Origin of the sequence: Bradyrhizobium sp. (assembly GCF_016219575.1) — a bacterium.
Lineage (GTDB): Bacteria > Pseudomonadota > Alphaproteobacteria > Rhizobiales > Xanthobacteraceae > Bradyrhizobium.
Map to the genome: position 1 here is coordinate 1 of NZ_JACRMG010000028.1, position 16,105 is coordinate 16,105.

At 64.8% G+C, this 16,105-nt stretch carries 15 protein-coding genes; 6 read left to right on the plus strand and 9 right to left on the minus strand.

Translation table 11 applies throughout. The features are described from left to right. Window positions 1–176: 176 nt before the first annotated feature. Entirely contained in the window at window positions 177–878 is a 702-nt protein-coding gene (locus HZB49_RS21635) for a L,D-transpeptidase (RefSeq protein ID WP_291615076.1), read from the minus strand. Between the two features lie 298 nt (window positions 879–1,176). On the opposite strand from HZB49_RS21635, the gene HZB49_RS21640 reads away from it, so the two are divergent. Beyond that, the gene (locus HZB49_RS21640; RefSeq protein WP_291615079.1) at window positions 1,177–1,950 is read left to right on the plus strand and encodes a protein phosphatase CheZ; all 774 of its coding nucleotides are present in this window, start codon (window positions 1,177–1,179) and stop codon (window positions 1,948–1,950) included. 214 nt (window positions 1,951–2,164) lie between these two features. Here the strand turns inward: HZB49_RS21640 and HZB49_RS21645 are convergent, their stop codons facing one another. Further along, window positions 2,165–2,686 (minus strand): hypothetical protein, encoded by a 522-nt coding sequence (locus HZB49_RS21645; protein WP_291615080.1) that lies wholly within the window; start codon window positions 2,684–2,686, stop codon window positions 2,165–2,167. A 322-nt stretch (window positions 2,687–3,008) separates the two neighbouring features. On the opposite strand from HZB49_RS21645, the gene groES reads away from it, so the two are divergent. The 3 genes from groES (at window position 3,009) to HZB49_RS21660 (ending at window position 6,431) form a co-directional block, all read left to right on the plus strand. Beyond that, window positions 3,009–3,305, plus strand: a complete 297-nt coding sequence (gene groES, locus HZB49_RS21650) for a co-chaperone GroES (protein ID WP_291615082.1) — start codon at window positions 3,009–3,011, stop codon at window positions 3,303–3,305. Window positions 3,306–3,463: 158 nt separating this feature from the next. Beyond that, complete coding sequence (gene groL / locus HZB49_RS21655) at window positions 3,464–5,110, plus strand: chaperonin GroEL (protein ID WP_291615084.1); 1,647 nt, start codon at window positions 3,464–3,466, stop codon at window positions 5,108–5,110. Between the two features lie 118 nt (window positions 5,111–5,228). Then, complete coding sequence (locus HZB49_RS21660) at window positions 5,229–6,431, plus strand: hypothetical protein (protein ID WP_291615086.1); 1,203 nt, start codon at window positions 5,229–5,231, stop codon at window positions 6,429–6,431. 188 nt (window positions 6,432–6,619) lie between these two features. Here HZB49_RS21660 and HZB49_RS21665 read toward each other — a convergent pair whose 3' ends face one another. Continuing rightward, window positions 6,620–7,030: an META domain-containing protein gene (locus HZB49_RS21665; RefSeq protein WP_291615088.1), complete on the minus strand. Its 411-nt coding sequence runs from the start codon at window positions 7,028–7,030 to the stop codon at window positions 6,620–6,622. A gap of 240 nt (window positions 7,031–7,270) precedes the next feature. On the opposite strand from HZB49_RS21665, the gene HZB49_RS21670 reads away from it, so the two are divergent. Continuing rightward, complete coding sequence (locus HZB49_RS21670; protein ID WP_291615090.1) at window positions 7,271–9,019, plus strand: ABC transporter ATP-binding protein/permease; 1,749 nt, start codon at window positions 7,271–7,273, stop codon at window positions 9,017–9,019. Here the strand turns inward: HZB49_RS21670 and HZB49_RS21675 are convergent. The 6 genes from HZB49_RS21675 to HZB49_RS21700 form a co-directional block, all read right to left on the minus strand. Beyond that, window positions 9,014–9,526 (minus strand): HPP family protein, encoded by a 513-nt coding sequence (locus HZB49_RS21675; RefSeq protein ID WP_291615092.1) that lies wholly within the window; start codon window positions 9,524–9,526, stop codon window positions 9,014–9,016. The two genes, HZB49_RS21670 and HZB49_RS21675, sit on opposite strands and share 6 nt — an antisense overlap. A 90-nt stretch (window positions 9,527–9,616) precedes the next feature. Beyond that, complete coding sequence (locus tag HZB49_RS21680; RefSeq protein ID WP_291615094.1) at window positions 9,617–10,654, minus strand: TorF family putative porin; 1,038 nt, start codon at window positions 10,652–10,654, stop codon at window positions 9,617–9,619. A 361-nt stretch (window positions 10,655–11,015) separates the two neighbouring features. Further along, the gene (locus HZB49_RS21685) at window positions 11,016–11,354 is read right to left on the minus strand and encodes a hypothetical protein (RefSeq protein WP_291615096.1); all 339 of its coding nucleotides are present in this window, start codon (window positions 11,352–11,354) and stop codon (window positions 11,016–11,018) included. Between the two features lie 82 nt (window positions 11,355–11,436). Continuing rightward, window positions 11,437–12,753 carry a glycolate oxidase subunit GlcF gene (gene glcF, locus HZB49_RS21690; protein WP_291615098.1) on the minus strand — a complete coding sequence of 439 codons (1,317 nt, stop codon included), beginning with the start codon at window positions 12,751–12,753 and terminating at the stop codon, window positions 11,437–11,439. Then, the gene (locus tag HZB49_RS21695; protein ID WP_291615100.1) at window positions 12,750–13,988 is read right to left on the minus strand and encodes an FAD-binding protein; all 1,239 of its coding nucleotides are present in this window, start codon (window positions 13,986–13,988) and stop codon (window positions 12,750–12,752) included. Before HZB49_RS21695 ends, glcF begins: the two co-directional genes overlap by 4 nt. Before the next feature lie 9 nt (window positions 13,989–13,997). Beyond that, window positions 13,998–15,491: an FAD-linked oxidase C-terminal domain-containing protein gene (locus HZB49_RS21700; protein ID WP_291615102.1), complete on the minus strand. Its 1,494-nt coding sequence runs from the start codon at window positions 15,489–15,491 to the stop codon at window positions 13,998–14,000. A gap of 206 nt (window positions 15,492–15,697) precedes the next feature. Between HZB49_RS21700 and cycA the strand changes: the two genes are divergently transcribed. Next, the gene (gene cycA / locus HZB49_RS21705) at window positions 15,698–16,090 is read left to right on the plus strand and encodes a cytochrome c-550 CycA (RefSeq protein ID WP_291615105.1); all 393 of its coding nucleotides are present in this window, start codon (window positions 15,698–15,700) and stop codon (window positions 16,088–16,090) included. Window positions 16,091–16,105: the final 15 nt, after the last annotated feature.

Consider the following 16,105-nt stretch of genomic DNA (forward strand, 5'->3'; position numbering starts at 1 on the left):
CAACAGCACGGTTCCGCAAGCTCGTCGCCGCCTACAACAACACCCCGCGCAAGTGCCTTGACTTCAGGACCCCAGCCGAGTCCTTTGCCCAAGTGTTGCACTTCGAGTGTGAATCCACCTCCCGGCCTGTGCCGGGACGACACTGTTTGCTTGGCGACAGTTTCGACGATTCGAAACTAGATCACCACGACCCTGGTGCCGACGCCGACGCGGCCGTAGAGGTCGATGACGTCCTCGTTGCGCATGCGGATGCAGCCCGAGGAGACGTTGGTGCCGATTGTCCAGGGCTCGTTGGAGCCGTGGATGCGGTAGAGCGAGGTGCCGAGATACATCGCTCGCGCGCCGAGCGGATTGTCCGGCCCGCCTTCCATGTGCCGCGGCAGGTCGGGACGGCGCGCCAGCATTTCCGGCGGCGGCGTCCAGGCCGGCCATTCCTTCTTCGCGGAGATCGTCTTGGTGCCCGCCCAGGTGAAGCCGGGACGGCCGACGCCGACGCCGTAGCGCAGCGCCTTGCCGTCGCCCTGCACCAGATAGAGAAATTTGTTCGGCGTATCGATCACGATGGTGCCGGCGTCTTCCTTGCCGTGATAGTCGACCACCTGCTTGTTGAATCTGGGATCGAAGCTGCGCTGCGCAGGTTCGGCCTCCTGCTGGCCCGGCAAACGCCGCCCGTCAAATCCGACGTCCGGCTGCTGCTGGTACATCGGCTGCTGGTAGCGGCCGCCGCGCGGCGCATCGCCGAACAGGAATTCGATGAAGCCGCCGCCCATGTTGGAGGCGACGCGCACCGGCTGACCGGATTGCGCGGCGGCGGGATCGACGGTGGCGCAAAGGATGGAGGCGCTCGCCAGGAGCGCGAGAGCAAGATTTCTGGACATCGACGTACTCTGTACTGTTCGTCTTTGATGGCGCACTTCGCGCCGTTCACACACGATTCATAACAAACGAAAACCTAATCGGTTTGGTAAACGGAATCGCCGTTTCGATTCACCACGTCGGCCTCGCGCGGCGGTTTTGTCGGGTAGCGTTTATTTTCGGTGAACGCGCAAGGCTCATGGTTAATCGCTCCTTTGCGCTTCCGTATTTTTCACCGCTGCAGCAGTTCCCCGCGTGAACCTCGCGTTAAATCGCATCGGTCTAGAAAGGGGGCGGATTAAAGGGGTGGGAAGAACAACCATGTCGGTCAATCGCAAACGCTTCCGAGTAGAACAGGCCATTCTCGGCGATGCGCCGATGGTGATGCCCGCGGGTCCCGAGGTCGATGTCGGCCCGATGCACCGCGAGATCATGAACGAGCTGCGCGCCATCCGCGCCCAGATGGCGGCTCCCGCCCGCATCGCCCCGGAAACGGTCCAGGAAGCCACCAACCGCGAGATGGCCGACACCCAGGCGCTGCTGGAGACCTACCGCGCGCAGATCGAACAGTGCGAGAAGCTCAAGGTCGAGCTCGACCTGATCCACGACGCCATCAGCCGCACCAAGCGCGAGATCGCGGTGCTGCACGGCAAGAGCTTCAACGGCGACGAGATGGCCAAGGTCAACGGCGAGCTCGGCGCCGTGGTCGGCGGCACCGAACAGGCCACCCAGCAGATCCTGGAAGCGGCCGAGTCGATCGACAATGCCGCCAGCGCGCTCTCCAAGAACACCTCGCTCGACCAGCAGAAGATCCTCAGCGAGGAAATCCAGGAACGCGTCGTCTCGATCTTCGAGGCCTGCAACTTCCAGGACCTCACCGGCCAGCGCATCTCCAAGGTGATGACGACGATGAAGTTCATCGAGCAGCACATCAACGAGATGATGAACATCTGGGGCGGCGTCGACGCCATCAAGGCGCATGCGCCGCCGATCGTCGACACCCGCGAGGGCGACGCCAAGCTGCTCAACGGCCCCAAGCTCGACGGCGACATCGGCCACGCCTCGCAGGACGACATCGACGCGATGTTCAACTGATCGCAGGTTTGCAGACAAACAAGAACGCCGGCCTCCGGGCCGGCGTTTTTCTTTGCAGCCGTGAATTCAGGCGTGACGATTGTTTGTTGCGTCATGGCCGGGCTTGTCCCGGCCATCCACGCCCTTCTTTCCAGTAGCCAAGAACGTGGATGCCCGGGACAAGCCCGGGCATGACGAAAACTGTAAGCGATCGACTAAAGCACCGAACGCCGCGTCACGCCCTTGGCGCGCAGCGGACGTAGACCATGTTGCCGTAGCGGGTGCCGGCGTCCTTGTCGACGAAGCGGGTGATCATGACGCGGCCGTCGAAGGAGACGATCTCGCGGTCCTGCTCGCCGGGGGTGGGACCGGCCGGGCCGATATAGTTCTTGCCGCTCGGTGAACCCTTCAGCCGCAGTTCCTGCGGAGTGGCCTGGTCGGCCAGGTGCATGATGACGCCGCCCGAGGCGCCGGCGGTGATGGTGTAGGGCTGCTTGCACTGCGAACGCGCCATCGCCTCGGTGCGGGCGCGGTCCTTCGGATCCTGGTAGGAGGCAAGCCCCCAGCGGCCGACGATCTCGTCGGCGCGGATGGTGGCGGGCATTTCCGGCGCCACGCCGGGCTCCGGGGCGGTGGTCGGCGACGAGGAGCCGAACATGCCCCCGAGGTTCGTGGTTTCGCAGCCGGCCAAGACGACCGACAAGATGGAAACGATGGCAAGGCTCGCAACCGGACGCGCGTTACCTGACCTGATCATGGGCATCCCCCGACACATTCCAACGGCCGCTCCCGTCCCGCAGCCAAGCGCAAAACACCAACCGGGGCAATGACCTCGGACAATTTACGCCCGGACCCCCGCCTTGGTTTCCGAACCACCATCCTATATTGGTCTCACCAAGGCCTTAACCACCTTGCTTGACACGGCCTTCACCACGCCATATCTCCGGCCCCACTTTAGCACTCTTGCATCGCGATTGCTAAGCGTGCCGGCCGCCCGCCTCCCGGGCGTATCCTGCGGCCTGCATCACACACCGGTTTCTATGAACCAGACCTGAAAACCGAAGTCCTGAGGGAACGTCATGGCCAAATCCAAATTCCGTCCGCTGCACGACCGCGTCGTGGTGAAGCGCATCGACGCCGAAGAGAAGACCAAGGGCGGCATCATCATCCCGGACACCGCCAAGGAAAAGCCCTCGCAGGGCGAGGTGGTCGCCGTCGGCCCCGGCGGCCGCGACGAGGCCGGCAAGCTGATCCCGATCGACCTCAAGGTCGGCGACCGCGTGCTGTTCGGCAAATGGTCGGGCACCGAGGTCAAGCTCGACGGGGAGGAGCTCCTGATCATGAAGGAGTCCGACATCATGGGCGTGCTGGCGTAAGGCCAACCACACCGATCGTCGTGCCCGGGCAACCCGGGCATCCATCCTCTTCGGAAGAATCTTGCGCAGTTGATGGATTGCCGGGTCAAGCCCGGCAATGACGGTGTTGAGCAACGCGGCCGCGGCCGCATGATCATTTTTCCAGGGAGTAAGTTCCAATGGCTGCCAAGGACGTAAAATTTCACGGTGAAGCGCGCGAGCGCATGCTGCGCGGCGTCGATGTTCTCGCCAATGCGGTGAAGGTGACGCTCGGCCCCAAGGGCCGCAACGTCGTCATCGACAAGTCGTTCGGCGCGCCCCGCATCACCAAGGACGGCGTCACCGTCGCCAAGGAGATCGAGCTCGAGGACAAGTTCGAGAACATGGGCGCGCAGATGCTGCGCGAAGTCGCCTCCAAGACCAACGATACCGCCGGCGACGGCACCACCACCGCCACCGTGCTGGCTCAGGCGATCGTGCGCGAGGGCGCCAAGGCGGTCGCCGCCGGCATGAACCCGATGGATCTCAAGCGCGGCATCGACATCGCCGTCCACGCCGTGGTCCGGGATCTGGAGAAGCGCGCCAAGCCGGTGGCTTCTTCCTCCGAAGTCGCCCAGGTCGGCACCATCTCGGCCAATGGCGATACCGCGATCGGCAAGATGATCGCCCAGGCGATGCAGAAGGTCGGCAACGAGGGCGTCATCACGGTCGAGGAGAACAAGTCGCTCGATACCGAGGTCGACATCGTCGAAGGCATGAAGTTCGACCGCGGCTATCTGTCGCCCTACTTCATCACCAATGCCGAGAAGATGACCGCCGAGCTGGAAGACGTCTTCGTCCTCCTGCACGAGAAGAAGCTGTCGGGGCTGCAGGCCATGCTGCCGGTGCTGGAAGCCGTGGTGCAGTCGGGCCGTCCGCTGCTGATCATCGCCGAGGACGTCGAGGGCGAGGCCCTGGCGACGCTGGTGGTCAACCGCCTGCGCGGCGGCCTGAAGGTCGCCGCCGTCAAGGCGCCGGGCTTCGGCGACCGCCGCAAGGCCATGCTGGAGGACATCGCGATCCTGACCGGCGGCCAGCTGATCTCCGACGAACTCGGCATGAAGCTGGAGAGCGTCACGGTCAACATGCTCGGCCGCGCCGGCAAGGTCGTGATCGACAAGGAGAACACCACGGTCGTCAAGGGCGCCGGCAAGAAGAAGGACATCGAGGCCCGGGTCGGCCAGATCAAGGCGCAGATCGAGGAGACCACGTCCGACTATGATCGCGAAAAACTGCAGGAGCGGCTGGCCAAGCTCGCCGGCGGCGTCGCGGTGATCAAGGTCGGCGGCGCCACCGAGATCGAGGTCAAGGAGAAGAAGGACCGCGTCGAGGACGCGCTGAACGCGACCCGCGCCGCGGTGCAGGAAGGCATCGTGCCCGGCGGCGGCGTGGCTCTGCTGCGCGCCAAGAAGGCGGTCGGCCGCCTCTCCAACGACAATGCCGACGTCCAGGCCGGCATCAACATCGTGCTGAAGGCGCTGGAAGCCCCGGTGCGCCAGATCTCGGAAAACGCCGGGGTCGAAGGCTCGATCGTGGTCGGCAAGATCCTCGAAAACAAGTCGGAGACCTTCGGTTTCGACGCCCAGACCGAGGAATATGTCGACATGGTCGAGAAGGGCATCATCGACCCCGCCAAGGTGGTGCGCACTGCGCTGCAGGACGCCTCCTCGGTTGCGGGCCTTTTGGTGACAACCGAGGCCATGGTCGCCGAGCTGCCGAGGGAAGCGGCCGCCCCGGCAATGCCGGGCGGCGGCGGAATGGGCGGCATGGGCGGCATGGGCTTCTAGAGGCCCGGCGCGCAATACGACCGATCGAAGGCCGCCTCCGGGCGGCCTTCTTTTTGGCCGATCACACCAGGGTTTGCTAGGTTCCGCTGCCCGATTCTGCCCCGAAGGAATTTTTGCGATGCGCCCGCTCCTGCTTTGCCTGCTTGGCCTTGCGGCCCTTTCGCCCGACCTCGCCTTCGCGCAGGCAAAACAGCCGGCGGCAAAGTCCACCCCCGGCGGCAGCGAGATCCGCTACTTCACCGCGATCGACGGGCTGATGGACGGCAATGCCGATGTGATCCTGAAGGAGACGCGGCAGGGCAAGACCGTCACCGCGGCCACGCTCGATGTCTGCTATCCCGTCGCAAAGGGCGTCGAGCGCAAGGACCGCTTCGTCGCCAACCTCACCGTCAGCGGCCAGAACCTCACCGGCACGGCGCAGAGCATCGGCGACAAGCAGCAGGTGACGGTGAAACTGACGCGCAAGCCGAGCGGCGACACCTTCGAATTCCGCGGCCAGATCACCGTCGGCCAGAAGGTCAATGAGGTGATGTCGACGGACAATTCCGATCTCAGCGAGAAGGAATTTCTCGAAAGCCAGACCCGCGACGACGGCATCACCGCGAACCCGAAGGACTTCACGGACGTCTCGCCGGAATCGGTCGGGGTGCGGGTGAAGCTCGAACAGGTGCTCGACTTCCTCAAGGGCCTGAAGGGCGAGGCGCTCGAAGTGTCCGTGGGCAGCCTGTCGGTGTCCTGCGACGAACTGCGCGCGGGCGAGCAGACCATCAACCTCACCGTCGATCCCGAGCGCGCCGCGGCCCTGATTGCCAAAGCAAAGGCGACGCCGGGCGTGACGCTCGCGGGTTGGACCAGCGGGATCGTCGAGATGGACCGCGCGATCCGCTTTGCGGCCGCCGACTGGCGCGCCGGCGACAAGGTCAACCGGGAGAAGCTCGCCTCGGCGATATCGGGCGTGCTGAGCAAGACGCTCGCGGCAACGCCTTCGGGGTCGGCCTGGAACGCCAATACCGGCAAGCTGAAGCTGACCTTCAAGCGGCCGAGCCAAATCTATCCCGCGCTCGGGCTGACCGAGACGGTGGAGGTTTCAGCGCAGGTGTCCGCGGACAGGCCGGGCACGTCGGACAGGCTGATGCTGTGGGTGTCGAGCCCGGTGACGACCACGGCGGACGAAGGTGCGGGCCCGAAGCTCAATTTGTCGGAAGATTCCGGCCCCGACGACGAAGGCGCCGAGCCCGAGGACGACAACGGCTCGATCGAGGCGCTGGCAAAGGAATTCAAGGGCCAGCGCTGGGACGCCGACAAGTCGGCATGGAAGTGAGGGACGCAAGTCTCTCGATCGCCGCAGCCCTGTCACTTCCCTATCCCCGTTCTTACGGGGAGAGGGTCAGGGTGAGGGGCTGCGTCCACGATCACAGTAATAGATGGACTCGCGGAGAGGCCCCTCACCCGGATTGCATTTCATGCAATCCGGCCTCTCCCCGCAGGCGGGGAGAGGCGAAGAAGTGCTCAGTTCGTATTGATCCGGAAGCGCAGCTGCTTCGAACCCATCAGGGTGACGAAATCGCCCTGCCGCCGCCAGGTCGCCGCATCGCTCAGCGCCGCGATCAGATCGTCATCGGCCTGGGCGCGATCCGGCGGACAGCTGCGGCTCTCCATCGCGCCGGGGACGAAGACGATGGTGTTGCCGGCCACCGAGAACTGGCCCTTGCCGCCCTTGCACCAGAGCTCGAGCACGACCTCGCCATTGTCGCCGATGTCCAGCGAGGGAATGCGCTTGGAGCCCGGCATGCGCGCCGCCTCCAGCGTCATCTCAAGGCCGAACGGGAATTCCTGGGCGGTCGCCGGCGCGGTGACGAACAGGCCTGCGGACAATGCAATGGCGGCGACGAACTTCAAACGACGCGTGACGAAAACCATGCAACCTCTCGAAAACAGTGCGCGGCGATGCGCGCCCTTGTATGGAACGAATGCGGCCTTGGCCAGTCCGGTCACCGCGGAAATGTGAAGGCCGGCGATCGCTGCAGCACGCCCCTGCCGGGTTGACTTGCAGCCTGCGGCAAGACAACGCTGGCAAGGACTGCCGGCCGGCGCCGCGTTGTTCGAATTTTCGCCTGCCTTCTCAGGGCCTTGTGCCCAATTCTCCGGAGATCATGTTCCGTGAACAATATCCGCGCGACGCTCGCGACCGTATGGCGGATCGCGTCCCCCTATTTCCGTTCCGAAGACAAATGGGCCGGCCGCGGCCTGCTCGCGGCGGTGATTGCGATCGAGCTGTCGCTGGTGGCGATCGACGTGCTGATCAACCAGTGGAACAACCGCTTCTATAACGCACTGCAGGACAAGGACTGGGATCGTTTCGTCTGGGAGATCGGCGTATTTTCCGTGCTCGCCAGCCTCGCAGTCGTGCTGTCGGTCTACCAGCTCTATCTCAATCAATGGCTGCAGATTCGCTGGCGCAACTGGATGACCAGCCATTATCTCGGCGAGTGGCTGGAAGGGCCGAACCATTACCGCATGCAGCTGCAGGGCGATGCGGCCGACAATCCCGACCAGCGCATGACCGAGGACGTCAAGCTGTTCATCGAGCGCACGATGGAGATCGGCATCGGCCTGCTCAGCTCGATCGTGTCGCTGGCGTCGTTCCTGGTGATCCTGTGGGGTCTGTCGGCGGCGGCTCCGTTGCATCTGTTCGGCAACGAGCTTGCGGTTCCGGGTTATCTCGTCTGGGGCGCGCTGATCTATGCCGTGTTCGGCACGCTGCTCACGCAATGGATCGGCTCGCCGCTGGTCAATCTCGACTTCGAGCAGCAGCAGCGCGAGGCCGACTTCCGCTTCAACCTGGTGCGCGTGCGCGAGAATTCCGAGCAGATCGCGCTGATGAAGGGCGAGCCGGCCGAGCAAGAGCGGCTGATGCACCGCTTCGGCCGCGTCATCTCCAACTGGTACGGCATCATGAGCCGTACCAAGCGGCTGACCTTCTTCACCCAGAGTTACGCGCAGGCGGCGGTGGTGTTTCCCTACGTTCTGGTGGCACCGGCCTATTTCGCCGGAAAGGTCCAGCTCGGCGGCATGATGCAGACGGCGTCCGCCTTCGACAGCGTCTACAAGGCGCTGTCCTTCTTCGTCTCGGTCTATCGCAAGCTCGCCGAATGGCGCGCGGTGGTGGCCCGCCTCGACGGGTTCGAGATGTCGATCGCAAGCTCACGGCACCTGGCGGCAAGCCCCGACTCGGTCCGCATCGTCGCGGGCACGGACAAGGCGATCGAGCTGCGGGAGCTTCTGGTGCGGTTGCCGCACGGCGCGCCCGTGGTCGCGGCCGATGCGCTCGCCCTGCGCGATGGCGAACGCACGCTGATCACCGGCCCCTCGGGCGCGGGGAAATCGACGCTGTTCCGCGCCATTGCCGGCATCTGGCCGTTCGGCGACGGGCGGGTAACGATTCCCGCAGGCGCCACGCTGATGATGCTGCCGCAGCGGCCTTACTTTCCGATCGGCTCGCTGCATGCGGCGGTGGTCTATCCTTCTGCTGCCGGCGCCTTCGACATCGAGCGGGTCAGGCAGGCGCTGGCCGACGTCGGGCTGCCCCAGCTGGCGGGCCGATTGCACGAAGAGGCGCACTGGAACCGGATGCTGTCGCTCGGCGAGCAGCAGCGGCTCGGCGTGGCGCGCGCGCTGTTGCATGCGCCGACCTTCCTGTTCCTCGACGAGGCGACCGCTTCCCTCGACGAACCGTCGGAGGCCGCGCTCTACCATCTGCTCAGCGAAAAGCTGCCGGCCACCACGCTGGTCTCGATCGGCCACCGCTCGACGCTGGAAGCCTTCCATCAGCGCAAGCTGGCGCTGGTCCGCGACGGCGACCACTTTGTGCTGCGCGAGGAGGCTGTCGCCCGGCAAGCCGCGTCATAGCCAGCGCTGCGGCCAGCCGGGGCGCCGTCCCCGGCTGTGCCAGAGGAATGCAAAGCCGGCCAGCATCAGCGTGCCGAGGAAGACCGGCGCGAACAGGAACGACCACGGCAGATTGTTGGAGATCACCAGCAGCGGATTGATGCCGGCCGGGGGATGAAAGGTGCCGGTGAGATACATCGCCAGCACCGCAAGTCCGACGCCGGCCGCCGCCGCCCAGGCGCTCGGCCCGGTCAGCTTCAGCAGCGACAACCCGACCAGCGTGGAGATCAGGTGCCCGCCTATCAGGGCGCGCGGCTGCGCCGGCTCGGCGTCGGGCGAGCCGATCACCAGCACGATCGAGGTCGCAAAGGGAATGACGGCGAGCGGAAAGTGCATGGCGACGGAGAACCACTCCATGATGCCGATGGCGATGGCTGCCCCGAGACCGGCGATCATGCCGGCAACCAGGGTGGGCCAGTCAAAATGCAGCCGGGCCTCCTCGCCTTTCCCGATCCGCTCCTGGCTCATCAACGCATGGTCCTGCGAAGGAAATGACCTCACAAAGCAAAAGGGGCGGCAGATCGCTCTGCCGCCCCCAAACCTTTGAACCGGTCGAGCTTACTTCAGGTTGGTCATCGCCGTCAGGTCGGCCGACAGCTTGACGATGCCCGTCGCGCTGCACCAGTTGGAGCCGAAGGCGGTGAGTGCATTCGCGCCGCCATTGATCGGCGTCACGAAGGCCGGGCTGCTGTTGGTGGTGCTGAAGTCGCTGGTGAAGGCGTTGCAATTACCCTTCGACAGGTTGGTGTCGGAGTAACGGATATCCAGCGTGAACACCTTGTAGGTGATATTCCAGGTGTTGTAGTCCGGCTCCTTGATGCCGTTGGCGTAAACCGGATCGCCGGCGATGCCGTAGAAGATGTCGGAGGTTCCGAGCCACTGGCGGCCGAATTCGCCCGAGATGTACATGCCAATCCCGCTCGAGCCGAAGGTGGTCGAGGGGGCGGTCCACTTGGCGGTGACCGCGGCATAGTTGCCCCAGGCGCCGAGGTTGAGGAAGTTCGGCGAGTAGTAGTCGGCGAAGCCGACGGTGAACTGGTCGTTCAGGGCAACGTTCACCTTGCCGTAGACTTCGTAGAAGCTTGCCCGCTTCTTGGCGAAGTTGCCGTTGATCGGGAGACCCAGGTTTCCGACCGAGAAGTCGATGTCGCCACCGCAATTACCCTGCGCCAGCGTGTACTGGGAGCCGAAACACTGGCCGCCCGGGTAGAGATAGCCCCAGACACCGAAGTCGAAGGCGAACATGCCGAAGGTCGGGCGGATACCGCCGTAGATGTCGATTTCGGCTGCGGCGCGGTTCGGGAAGGAGATGCTCTCACCGGCGAGGCCGACGTAGAGCTGCACGTCCTTGGTGACGTTGTAGCGCGGCTCGAAATAGACCGCGACCGACGGCTTGTGGTTGGACTGGGTGACACCGCGGAAGATGTAGTCGTTCATGATCGCCGCGCCGAAGGCGAGATCCCAGGGATCGAACGGCGCCGGCGCCACCACCTTCTTGGCCTTCACGGGCATGTCCGCAGCCAGCGCGGAACCCGCATTCATCGCGGAACCCGCGGTCACTGCCAGTACTGCGGCAGCCAGAACAACTTTCTTCATGACGATCCCCATCTTCTTCTTGAACAGTCGGGCTTCGTTGCCCCAAGGAATCGGAAGTCCGACTGCGACCAAATCTCGCGGATAATCTGGTCCGTGCGGTACAAGTCGTGAAGTGAAAAATACAAGCATCTGCCGCCTTTTTAGGCGTTTCGGCCATTTCGCGCGATGTTGTCGGCGGGTGTTGCATTCGCACCACAATTTTGACCGGTTCAACCCCGGGAGGCTGCCGGGTAAGGCCTGAAAACCCTCCGAGACCGTCCGCTCCCTTACGAATCAATCGTCCGTAGAAATACCCGCCGCAAAAGCCGAAGAGCCACGGCGTTTCCGCCGTGGCTCTTCCGCAAACCGTGGTCGTGCAAGACTACTGGCTGCCGCCGTCCGAGCCGCCGGAACCCCAGCTGGGCCCGGCGCTGGGGGTCGCCCAACTCGGCGTGGGTGCAGGCTCGGGCTCTGGAGCCGGGGCTGGCGCAGGCGCGGGCTTCGGTGCCGCCGTCTTCTTCGGAGCGCTTTTCTTCTTCGCCTTCTTCGGCGCGGCCTTCTTGGCGGCCTTCTTGGCGGATTTCTTTGCGGCCTTCTTGGCCGGCTTCTTCGCAGCCTTCCTGGCGGACTTCTTTGCGCCCTTCTTCTTTTTCGCCGCTACGGCCTTCTTGGCTTTCTTCGCCTTCTTGGCCTTAGCCTTCTTCTTCGCCTTCTTCGCCATCGTGTTCATCCTCCTGTTGCCGCCGATCAATGACTATCGGACGTCGCGGATCGCCGTTATCTGCTGCGCCATCAGTTCAGTCCTAGTTCAGTGCTGGCCGCGGACCTCCCGTCGCCCAATCGAGAAGCTCAATCGTATGCACCACAGGAACTGATGTACCGCTGGCTATCTGCACCATGCAGCCGATATTGCCCGCAGCAACCACATCCGGCTCGACACTTGCGATATTGGCGACCTTGCGATCGCGCAATCTGCCCGCAAGTTCGGGCTGGAGAATGTTGTATGTCCCCGCCGAACCGCAACACAAATGGCTCTCGGGTACATCTTTCACCACGAAACCGTTCTTGGAAAGCAATTCTTTCGGCGCGAGTGTGATTTTCTGTCCGTGCTGCAGCGAACAGGCCGCGTGATAGGCAACCTTGATGTCGCCTTTCTGGCTCGACGGAAGCAACTCGATGCCGGCGAGATACTCGCTGATGTCCTGCGCAAGCCGCGATACCTGCGCCGCCGGCGCGGCGTAGTCGCGGTCCTCACGCAGGAGGTAGCCATAGTCCTTGACGACGGTGCCGCAGCCCGACGTCGTCACCAGGATGGCGTCCAGCCCACCCTGTTCGGCTTCCCGCCGCCATGCCGTGACGTTGGCCCGCGCGCGGCCAAGCGCATCGCGGTCGTCGCCCATGTGATGGGTAAGCGCGCCGCAGCATTGCTCGTCTTTCACCAGCACGACCTCGATGCCGTGGCGGGTGAGCAGATTGATGGCGGCCTGGTTGATGCGCGGCGCCAGCACCTGCTGGGCACAACCCTGCATCAGCGCGACTCGTCCGCGCCGCTCGCCCTGCGCGGCAAACACGCTGCCCGGAGCCGGTCCCGGCGGCGGCAGACGCCCCGGCGCCAGGGCCAACATCGCCTTGATCCGGCTGAATAAAGTCGGATTGACCGACCCCGCTTTCGGCGCCGGCAGGAGGCCTGCGAAGGGCCGGCCCAGCCGCGCCAGCCACATGCTGTAGCGGAAGAGATCCGGGCGCGGCAGCACCCACGAAAGCAGCTTGCGCAGCGCCTGCTCCACCAGCGGCCGCGAATAGTCGCGCTCGATCCGCACCCGCGCCTGATCGACCAGATGCATGTAGTTCACGCCGGACGGACAGGTGGTCATGCAGGCCAGGCAGGAGAGGCAGCGGTCGATGTGCTTGACCACCTCCGCCGTCGGCTTCTCCTCCTTCTCCAGCATCTGCTTGATCAGGTAGATGCGGCCCCTGGGGCTATCGAGCTCGTCGCCGAGCAGCACATAGGTCGGACAGGTTGCCGTGCAGAAGCCGCAATGGACGCAGGCGCGCAGGATGCTGTCGGCTTCCTTGATGTCGGGATCGGCCAGTTGGGCAAGCGAGAATTCGGTCTTCATGTCGCAGGTCCCCGCGCCATCCGGCCGCGGTTGAGGATGTTCTTCGGGTCGAAACTCTGCCGCACGCGTTCCGCCAGCGCGGCAAGGCCGGAGGCCTGCGGCTGGAACACGTCGAGATGGCGCCGCACTTCCTCGGCCGCGCGGATCAGCGTGGCATGGCCGCCCGCGGCCTCGACGCGGCTGCGGACCGTTGCGGCCTGTGCATCGGGTTTCGGCGGCAGCGCCGCCCAGATCAGCCCGCCACCCCAGTCGTAAATCACGTCGCCACCGGTCTCGCGAGCGAGGGTCTGGCCAAGCGCACCGCCGGACGCCGGCGGGCAGACGATCCGCCACACCGGCCAGGCGCCGAGCGCGCCGTCGGCGGCAAAGGGCAGGACGTCGCGAATCGCGTTCCATATCTCGGTGGAAACGGCGTCTTCGATAAGTTCGGCCGCGCCAAAGCCCGCCACCAGCTTGGTCAGCGAGGCGGCGCGGCTCGCGGCCGAGGCTTCGATGCCCTCCAGCCGCAGCAGCGTCACCGACTGCCCCTGGGACGCCAGCGCGGCCAGCGCGCCGCCCGCGGGACGAAATACCGAGCTCGGCAGATGCGCCGCACTCGACACGTCGAAGGGTGAGCCGAGTGCGGCGGTCATGACGCGGTTGGCGGTGACGTCGTCGAGCCCGCGCAGCACCAGCGTGCGCTCGCTCTCGGGGCGCGGCATCACTTTCAGCGTTACCTCGGTGATGACCGCGAGCGTGCCCCAGGAGCCGGTCAGGAGCTTGCAGAGGTCGTAGCCGGTGACGTTCTTCACCACCTTGCCGCCGGTCTTGAAGCTGTCGCCGAAGCCGGACACCGCATGCGCGCCGAGCAGATGATCCCGCGCGCCCCCCGCCTTGACGCGGCGGGAGCCGGCGAGGCCCGCACCGATCATGCCGCCGATGGTGCCGCCCCCCCTGGTGCCGAGCAGCGGCGCGGTGTCCATGGGATCGAAGGCGAATTGCTGGCTCTTGGCGTCGATCAGCGACTTGACGTCGGCAAGCGGCGCGCCGGCCTCGACCGTGATGATCAGCTCGTTCGGTTCGTAGGAGTAGACGGCGTTGAGCGCGGAGAGATCGAGGACGGCGTTGGTCGCCATCGGCTGGCCGATCAGGCGCTTGGAGCCATGGCCGACGATCTCGAGCGGCTGGTCGTTGGCGATCGCCGCCCGCACCACCTCTTCGACGTCCTTGGCGTCACGTACTTTCAGGGTGTCCACTGGCTTGCCCTAGAACCGCGGGATGTCGGGGAAAGCCAGCTTGCCGCCGTGCACATGCATGCGGCCAAGCTCGGCGCAGCGGTGCAGGACCGGAAACACCTTGCCCGGATTGAGCAGGCCCTGGGCGTCGAAGGCGCATTTCAGGCGCTGCTGCTGGTTGAGGTCGATCTCGCTGAACATCTCCGGCATCAGATCGCGCTTCTCGATGCCGACGCCGTGCTCGCCGGTGAGCACCCCGCCGAGTTCGACGCAGCAGCGCAAAATGTCGGCGCCGAAGGCCTCGGCACGCTCCATCTCGCCGGGCTTGTTGGCGTCGTAGAGGATCAAGGGATGCAGATTGCCGTCGCCGGCATGGAAGACGTTGGCGACGCCGAGGTCGTATTTTTCGGAGAGTTCGCGAATCCGCGTGAGCGCCTTCGGCAGCGCGCCGCGCGGAATGGTGCCGTCCATGCAGAGATAGTCCGGCGAGATCCGCCCCACCGCGGGGAAAGCCGCCTTGCGGCCGGCCCAGAACAGGTTGCGCTCGGTCTCGTTGGTGGAAATCTGCAGGGTGACGGAGCCGCAAGCCTTGGCGATCGCCTCGACACGCCCGATCAGTTCGTCGACCTCGACGCCGGGACCATCGAGTTCGATGATGAGCAGCGCCTCGACATCGAGCGGGTAGCCGGCCTGGACGAAGGCTTCCGCGGCGTGGATCGCGGGCTTGTCCATCATCTCCATGCCGCCCGGAATGATGCCGGCGCCGATGATGCGCGCCACGCACTCGCCGGCCGCCTCGACCTGCGCAAAGCCGACCATCAGGGCCCGAGCCGTCTCCGGCTTCTGCAGGATGCGCACGGTGATCTCGGTAATGACGCCGAGCAGCCCCTCGGAGCCGGTGATCACACCCATCAGGTCGTAGCCGGAATTCTCCGCCGACTTGCCGCCGATCCGCAGGATCTCGCCCGAGATCAGCACGATCTCGCAGCCGAGCACGTTGTTGGTGGTCATGCCGTATTTCAGGCAGTGCACGCCGCCGGAGTTTTCCGCGACATTGCCGCCGATCGAGCAGGCGATCTGCGACGACGGATCGGGCGCGTAGTAGAAGCCGGCATGCGCCACGGCCTGGCTGATGGCGAGGTTGGTGACGCCGGGCTCGGTGACCACTACGCGGTTGTCGAAATCGATCTCGCGGATGCGCTTGAACTTGCCGAGCCCCAGCAGGACGGCGTCCTTGAGCGGCAGCGCGCCGCCGGACAGCGAGGTGCCGGAGCCGCGCGGCACCACCTTGATGCCCTGCTCGTGACAGTATTTCAGAACCTGCGAGACCTGATCGGTGGTGTCGGGGAGCACCACGACCATCGGCGGCTGGCGGTAAGCGGTCAGCCCATCCGATTCGTAAGGGATCATCTCGGCCGGCGTATCGATCACCCCCTCGCCGGGCACGATGGCGCGCAAGGCCGCCACGATGGCGTCGCGTCGGGCGAGCACCGCCTCGTCCGCTGCCGGCATCATGATCGACATATAGTTCCTCCCGCCGATTTGTGACGGCAAATCAAGCACGTCCGGCGCGCTTTGGGTAGGCGGTCGAAGGGCGGATGGACAGGCCGCAAAATTGCTGGAAAAAGGCCGGGGCCGTCATGAAACCGGTCCGCGGCCGGCTTGTTGACGGCGAGCCGGCCGTGGCAAAACCAGCGGCCTCCAAGCAAGGAAGAGATGAAGAGCACACCATGAAAAAACTGACCTTGAGCACGCTGTTTGTCATCGCGGCGTCTGCTGCCGCCTCCAGCGCGCTGGCGCAGGACGCCGATGCCGGAAAGACCTCGTTCAACAAGTGCCTGGCCTGCCATGCGGTCGGCGAAGGCGCCAAGAACAAGGTGGGCCCGGTGCTCAACGGCCTCGACGGCCGCAAGTCCGGCACGGTCGAGGGCTATTCCTATTCCGACGCCAACAAGAATTCCGGCATTACCTGGAACAAGGACACCTTCCTCGACTACATCAAGGACCCCAAGGCCAAGATCCCCGGCACCAAGATGGTGTTCGCGGGCATCAAGAAAGAAGATGAAGCGAACGCTCTCTGGGCCTACATCGCCAAGTTCGACAAGGACGGCAAGGCGAAGTAGTCGCCCGACAGTCAG

Coding starts and splice junctions, on each gene's coding strand:
- HZB49_RS21635 (WP_291615076.1), bottom strand. CDS start 878: ATGTCCAGAAATCTTGCTCTCGCGCTCCTGGCGAGCGCCTCCATCCTT.
- HZB49_RS21640 (WP_291615079.1), top strand. CDS start 1,177: ATGTCGGTCAATCGCAAACGCTTCCGAGTAGAACAGGCCATTCTCGGC.
- HZB49_RS21645 (WP_291615080.1), bottom strand. CDS start 2,686: ATGATCAGGTCAGGTAACGCGCGTCCGGTTGCGAGCCTTGCCATCGTT.
- groES (WP_291615082.1), top strand. CDS start 3,009: ATGGCCAAATCCAAATTCCGTCCGCTGCACGACCGCGTCGTGGTGAAG.
- groL (WP_291615084.1), top strand. CDS start 3,464: ATGGCTGCCAAGGACGTAAAATTTCACGGTGAAGCGCGCGAGCGCATG.
- HZB49_RS21660 (WP_291615086.1), top strand. CDS start 5,229: ATGCGCCCGCTCCTGCTTTGCCTGCTTGGCCTTGCGGCCCTTTCGCCC.
- HZB49_RS21665 (WP_291615088.1), bottom strand. CDS start 7,030: ATGGTTTTCGTCACGCGTCGTTTGAAGTTCGTCGCCGCCATTGCATTG.
- HZB49_RS21675 (WP_291615092.1), bottom strand. CDS start 9,526: ATGAGCCAGGAGCGGATCGGGAAAGGCGAGGAGGCCCGGCTGCATTTT.
- HZB49_RS21680 (WP_291615094.1), bottom strand. CDS start 10,654: ATGAAGAAAGTTGTTCTGGCTGCCGCAGTACTGGCAGTGACCGCGGGT.
- HZB49_RS21685 (WP_291615096.1), bottom strand. CDS start 11,354: ATGGCGAAGAAGGCGAAGAAGAAGGCTAAGGCCAAGAAGGCGAAGAAA.
- glcF (WP_291615098.1), bottom strand. CDS start 12,753: ATGAAGACCGAATTCTCGCTTGCCCAACTGGCCGATCCCGACATCAAG.
- HZB49_RS21700 (WP_291615102.1), bottom strand. CDS start 15,491: ATGTCGATCATGATGCCGGCAGCGGACGAGGCGGTGCTCGCCCGACGC.
- cycA (WP_291615105.1), top strand. CDS start 15,698: ATGAAAAAACTGACCTTGAGCACGCTGTTTGTCATCGCGGCGTCTGCT.